General features: G+C 37.4%; 6 protein-coding genes. All 6 read right to left on the reverse strand.

The genetic code is table 11. The features are described from left to right. Window positions 1-65: 65 nt before the first annotated feature. Complete coding sequence (locus tag DW830_RS14935; RefSeq protein WP_233544578.1) at window positions 66-722, reverse strand: acyltransferase; 657 nt, start codon at window positions 720-722, stop codon at window positions 66-68. After that, window positions 719-1,900, reverse strand: a complete 1,182-nt coding sequence (locus DW830_RS14940; protein ID WP_119250439.1) for a glycosyltransferase — start codon at window positions 1,898-1,900, stop codon at window positions 719-721. The genes DW830_RS14935 and DW830_RS14940 overlap by 4 nt, the downstream gene beginning before the upstream one ends. Before the next feature lie 3 nt (window positions 1,901-1,903). Further along, window positions 1,904-2,779 (reverse strand): glycosyltransferase family 2 protein, encoded by an 876-nt coding sequence (locus DW830_RS14945; RefSeq protein WP_119250440.1) that lies wholly within the window; start codon window positions 2,777-2,779, stop codon window positions 1,904-1,906. After that, a complete protein-coding gene (locus tag DW830_RS14950) occupies window positions 2,764-4,299 on the reverse strand; it encodes a lipopolysaccharide biosynthesis protein (protein ID WP_119250441.1) in 1,536 nt (511 codons plus the stop codon). Before DW830_RS14950 ends, DW830_RS14945 begins: the two co-directional genes overlap by 16 nt. Before the next feature lie 269 nt (window positions 4,300-4,568). Beyond that, a complete protein-coding gene (locus DW830_RS14960; RefSeq protein ID WP_119250442.1) occupies window positions 4,569-5,768 on the reverse strand; it encodes a sugar MFS transporter in 1,200 nt (399 codons plus the stop codon). Beyond that, window positions 5,719-6,800: cytidyltransferase (locus DW830_RS15990; RefSeq protein WP_158573522.1), on the reverse strand; the 1,082-nt coding region annotated here is incomplete at its 5' end. The genes DW830_RS14960 and DW830_RS15990, both read right to left, overlap by 50 nt.

Raw genomic sequence — 6,800 nt, forward strand, 5'->3', positions numbered from 1 at the left:
AATAATTGAGAATCAAGAAGATACGAGGTTAATTAACTATAAAGAGCAAAAGAAAAATGCCCAATTCAGTTGTTTGCTTCCCTAATTAAGTTTTCGGACGGCCTCCCCCATATCATCTGTCTCAAATCATTTATTTTCAGTCTTTTTTCTGGTGGATAAATATATTGTTCGTGTTTCAATATCTCTTCAATCGTAAAACGAGCTGCTTTAACTTTTGCAGGAACACCCATTACAATTGAATAAGGAGGACAAGACTTGGTTAAAACCGCACCGGCTGCAACAACACTTCCTCGTCCAATAGTTACACCTTTAAGAATCGTAACATTCGCACCACACCACACATCGTCTTCTATAATAACATCTTTATCATTCTCTGGCAATTTCTCATTTACAGCAGCAATAGGCTTACCGATATAATCAATTCGGTGATCACCAGTTATTATAGTTGTATTTGGACCAAAAATGACATTATCTCCTATAACAAGACGTGCTTCTGTACTATAAAAAGTTGACCCATGCGATATATTTACATTATCACCAATCTTGAAATTTTCAAGTCCTGCATATTTAGAACATAATGTATCAATTTTTAATTGTTTCCCACAAGCCCCCATCTGCGATAAATAATAAAGTTTTAAAACCTTATTAAGAAAACGGCAGGAAAAGAAATATAAAAAAGCTATTATCTTGATAGCTTGAAGTTTAAAAGTTTCTACTATCATAGCAATTCTTTTTCTATAGTAAACAGTTCACGAAGATTAGAATAATCAGTATTTGCAACATTATCCTTATATTGACCTAATACATCTTCTAAGTGATGCAGCATATAATCAAGGCCATCGTATATTCCGTCATCACTATTTTCCATAATCAGTCCATCATATAAATTACGCACTTGTTCTGAGGCAGAAGCATAATTAGTTACAATGGGAACTAAACCTAACATTTGGGCCTCAGTAACAGCCATAGGCTTACCCTCATACCTAGAAGGAAGAAAGAATATATCGCATTTAGCCTCAATATTCAAAGGATTATTATATGCACCTAAAACACGAACATAATTGTTTAGGTCAAATTTATCTACCATGGCTTTAAGATTATTTAAATCAGGACCATCACCTATTATAAACCAAATTAGATTTTCTATTTCCCCTTGCTTTTTCAACCTTGCCAATGCTTTAATGCCTCTATCTAAGCCTTTATGCGGAAAAGAAATCCTACAAACTGACACCATTTTAACTTTACCTTCCACTTCATCAAAAAGTTTGGCAACATTACGTGGAACAGAAAGTCCAGCTCTTTGTTTTACAACTTCAGAACTTAACAAGTTTTCTATCATTAAAGACTTATTTGCAATCTCAGGAGCTATACTTTTGAAATTCTGCAAGCATTTTTCTGAAACAAGAACAATCTTATCTACTTTTTTAAAAAATGGCATATCTATATCTATAAACATTTTTGCAGCACCATAATCAACATGAATCCATGCTATTTTCTTTTTTGCACAAGTCTTTTTCACTAAATAATACAAAGACCATCTCTCCATAAAGGATATTGCAACATCATATTCTTTTGGATTTTTTCTGCAAAACTTAACTATATCATTTTCCATATATTGACTAGCAGAAGCACCTCCACGCCATTTACTCTTAAGATAATAGTACAGAGATTTGAGAGAAAAAGCTTTAATCCATTTATAGAAACCATGAGGAAGCGGCATTGCCAAAGGAAGTATATGCACATAACTGGGTATTAAATTGGCAAAAATACCAGGAGCATATTGCATTTGCAAATCAACCTCATACTTATTACGATCTAAAGCTCCCAATAATGATAAAAGACTAGTAGTTGTACCTCCTATTATCATTTCTGGATAAATTATCAAAATTTTCTTTTTCATATGTTATCTTATTTTAATTTGAAGCATCCATCTTCTAACAGCATTCAAAAGTCCAAAGTTAGAATGGATATAGAACAAATATATAATCGTTTCTTTCCAGCCATATGCATGGATTATTTCTTTAAGAGGTCTGCACCCCAACAAATGCAGACAAAGGTCAAAACAACCACACGACATCATAAAACGATTTATTTTACAATTTATTTTCAAGTATAACATTTTTCTTTCAAAAGTCATTGGCTTATATGTTATACTATTTTGATTCTCTGTAAGAACATACAACTTATCTAATATTATCTTATATTTTTTTGCATACAATGATGCCTTCAAATTAAACATTGCATCATTACCAACAGGAATCTCATCAAAAAGAAGACCATGCTCCTTGATCAATTCATACGAAATGACTTTATTCCATGGCATCCAACAACCAAATCTAACAAACTTGTCATCTACCAAAGCTTTTTCATAACATCGATTGATACCATCAGCTCGGCAAGTCTTTCCTATGACATTAGAAGCAATATTAAAGTATAAAATATCATATTTTTCTGTTAGTTGCTTGTCTAACACATCAAAGGCTTGGGGCTGATAGTAATCATCTGCATCAGCAAAAAGAACCCATTTTCCTCTAATATAGTTCAACCCAATATTTCTTGCAAAGCCAGCACCCAGTCCCTCTTTAGTTAAAACTAATTCAACATTGCTTTTAAAATTAGCCTTTTCTAAATTCCAATCAACAATTGTTGACGAACTATTGTCATCCACAACCACAACCTGAATGTCCGCACGTTCAGGTATAGATTTCAAACAACGTTTCAATAAATCAGGAGAATTTTTATGAGGAATTATAATAGAATACTTTATTTTTTGTTCCATAATTTAGCCTTTACATAATTAATCAATAGTAACTTCTCGGATTTTTTAACACCAAGAATAAAGGTAATTGCAATATTTCCTAAACTCATAAGAATGGAAGACGAAAGTAAACCCACTATGTTATCTTCAAAAAACGACTTAACATAATATGAGAACGCTGAACAAAATGCACAAAGCACCATACATCGTAATAAAACGTCATTTATATAAATATGCCATTCATATGTTTCCACGTACTTCTTTAGTAAATAGAAACGGTAAAAAACAGTTATAGAGTATGTAACCAATGAAGGCATGACAGCTACATAAGGTTTACATCCCATTTTTAGCAATAAATATGCGATGGGTAATTCCATTAATAAAATAACACATATACCGATTTGAAACGCTTTCATATTACCAGTGGCCTGAATAGCCACAGAAGCCGTACCACTTACCGAATATATCAATGATACAATGACAGAAAGAATCATAAATTCTGAGGCATATAAAGGAACATTTCCAAGCCATATTTTCAATACATAATCAATATTTAATACGACCGGCAAACTTATCAACATCATCAAACAAAACGAACACCGTGCACCTACATACACCAGATTTGAGCTTCTAGCAATATTACCTGCTGCATATTGTTTAGTTATCTGAGGATTCAATGCCATTCCAAAGTTATTAACAAATGTTGAAAGCAAACTGCTAACCTGCATACCTATAGCTCTAGCTGCATTTACTGCGGGACCAAAGAAAAGATTTAATACTATATTAGATAATTGATCCTTCATCGTAAATCCCATATTACCTAAAACAGCCCAACCTGCGAAAGAAAATATATGCATAAATTGCTTTTTTTCAAAGGTCATTCCTGTATTAATCTCATTGAAATGCCGTTTACAATACAATGTATAACTAAATCTAATAGATATGCTAACTAGACACTGCAAGATTGCATATACAATTAATTTATCCCAAGGTAGAAACAATAAAGAGAATACTATCAGTAACTTTAGAACTACCTCAAGAATACTAATATATGCAAATGCACTCATCTTTTCATGTGCTATAATAACTGCATTATATGGAACACTTATAACATTGACTACAAATACAAAAATAGATCCTTGAAATACCCAATTAGCAGCAAACATTCTTGCATCTGGTATATTCATTTTGAAGTTTAAGAACCACAAGCCAATTGTCTCAGCTATAGCAACAACTATTAATGCTAAGCAAACATGAACAGCTAAAGTTGTTCCAAATATCTGTTTTAAACTATCTAGATTTCCTTTCCCTAATTCAAAGGAGATAAAACGTTGAGAAGCAGAAGTCAAAGATGTGCTTAAAAATGACATCATTGTAACAACACCGCCAACAACATTATATATTCCAAAATCTTCTATACCTAATACCTGCAATACAACTCTACTAGTATATAAACCTATGCTCATCGTAAGAAACATACGTAAATATAAGAGCAAAGTATTCTTCAGAAGTCTTTTATTTTGTTTATCAATTTGTGACATTACTATTTACTTTTATCATCTATTCTAAATTATTAAATATTATCACTAGAATAAACGCAGTCTATTTGACAATTCTTATTAAAACCGATCTAGAATGTACAATTAATAGAATTTTTATAGATGAGCATGCGCATAGTTCCATCTGGATTGCTGGCATCAAACTCAACCTCGCCTTCAAAACCTATAGTCTTCTACTACAAGCTCAGATTATTCCAGGATGATAAATTCCATACCCATTTTGACGTTTTATTCTAAGTTCTTATTTCAAATCATTTCCTCCGTGTTGCGGCATAACCGCCAATAACGGCATAACATAACAGTGGGATAAGAAAGGCAACAGCCATGCTGCCTGTGGTATCAGCTATGTATCCCATCAATACCGGAGCTATCGCACCTCCAACTATCATCATAATGAGCAAGGAGGAAGCAAGTTTGGTCTGAGTTCCCGCATCTCTCAATGCCAATGAGAAGATGGTGGGAAACATGATGCTCTCTCCCAAATACAGGGCGAAGAACGCTATGAGGGATATGGTTCCATTACATACCACCACTATCAATGTGGCGATAAATGTAAGGATGGCACAGCCCAGAAGCACCAGCTTCGGCTGGATATAATTCATTGCTACACCACCAGCCAGTCTTCCGACAAAGAATAATCCCATTCCACCAAAAGCGAGATAAAGACTGGCGGTCTGCTTCTCTATATGAATGCTCTCTTCCGCATAGTTGATAAAGAAACTGTTCACACCCGTCTGAGCTGCCACATACAGGAAGAGGGTAAGCATGCCGAAAGCGAATGCCATCGCCTTCATCGGCTTCTCCTCTATCTTCTCGTTCGTATCTACCTCATGCGCTCTTCTCGGGTCAGGCAATGTTATTCTTGACAGGATCAATGCCACAGAAAGCACAAAGATACCCACCAGGGCGTATGGAATGGCTATGTTGACACCAGAAAACAGCAGTTGTCCGCCAACCAGTGGTCCCACTATCCAACCTATGCCATTGAGCGACTGCGACAGGTTGATTCTACTCTCCGCCTTATCGGGATGTCCCAATACCGTGGTATAAGGATTGGCACTCGTCTCCAGACAGGTTAAGCCGCACCCTATCACGAATAAAGACAGTACGAAGAAGTAGAAGCTGTTGATTTCACTTCCCGGGATGAACATCAGGGAACCGATACCGAACAGAACCAGTCCGGTAATCACTCCCCTACGATATCCCCACTTCTGGATAATCTTTCCGGCTGGCAATGCCATCAGGAAATAGGCGCCATAAACGGCAGCCTGCGTCAGTGCCGACATCGTCTTGCTGATATGGAAGGATTCCTGAAAATGAGGATTCAACACCTCCAGGATGCCATGGGCAAAGCCCCACATGAAGAAGAGGCTGCTGATAATGAGGAAGGGAACCAGATAGTTATGCCCTTCGTATCTGAAGATGGATGGCTTCATCATGATTCTCTGCAAATTCCTTACTATCCTTTACAACCAGGGCAAGATAGCCACCGCCACCTGCGCCCGGCATCTTCCATGCCAGCACATCATCCAGAGCACTGTAATGATCAATCATCGGCTGCACACTCGCCTCCGGCTCTATCACACCATTGACTGATGGATTTACCATACCAGGGAACATGGCTATCTGGGCTTCGAAAGATGCCTTGTATGCTGCTACAAAGGCATCGAGATTGTGTGCCAGAATTGCACTCCAACATGCATCTGCAGCATCAGCCAAAGCCTTTACCTTTGCAGGAGTAATATCCTTGCCTTCTACGACACTACATCCAGGACGTCTTGGTTCCATCGGTATCATCACCAAATGGTCTTCGAGGAAGCGGAGGGTCATCTCGTCCTGAGTACTTTCTATCTTCTCAGGCCAGAAGTTATTATTGTAATAATGACGCACCAAGCCTGGAACACAAATGCCTATGGAATCCTGGGCTCCGGAAATGATGCCATCGTGTCGCTCTGGGTTATTCTCAAAGCAGAATACCAATCGGGCGAGCATCTCCGGATCCATTTTAGGGAGTTTCACCGGCCATATCTTCTTGATCATATTACGGGTAGATGTAGAGAGACCGCATCTGTCACGTACATCAAAAGTCGGCTCCAATGAAATGGTAATCGCCCATCCCGGATGATATAGACTCACATAAGGCTGGTCTATCCATGTACCTGCCAAATCCAGTCGGGTAGGAATACCTGCATCTTGTGCCGTATTATCAGAAGTAGTCGATAAAGCCTTCTTCAAGCCGGATGAGGAACGTGCCTTTAAACCTTCATGAGGTGTGCGCTGAAGTTCGACATACTCGATGCCTCTCTCTGCACATATCCTGCGCTTCTCTGCAGAACCGCCTTCTGCATTTACAACAAACACATCAGGTTTTACCTTATCAAGTGTTGGGAGAAAGTCGATAACTCCACTTCCTTCATTGATATACGCATCCTTCACTGCCTTGATGTTCTTGACCATGAAGAGTCGTTCTTCCTGTGGGAACA

This window comes from Prevotella sp. AM34-19LB (genome assembly GCF_003468525.1).
In the GTDB taxonomy this organism is placed as follows: Bacteria; Bacteroidota; Bacteroidia; order Bacteroidales; family Bacteroidaceae; genus Prevotella.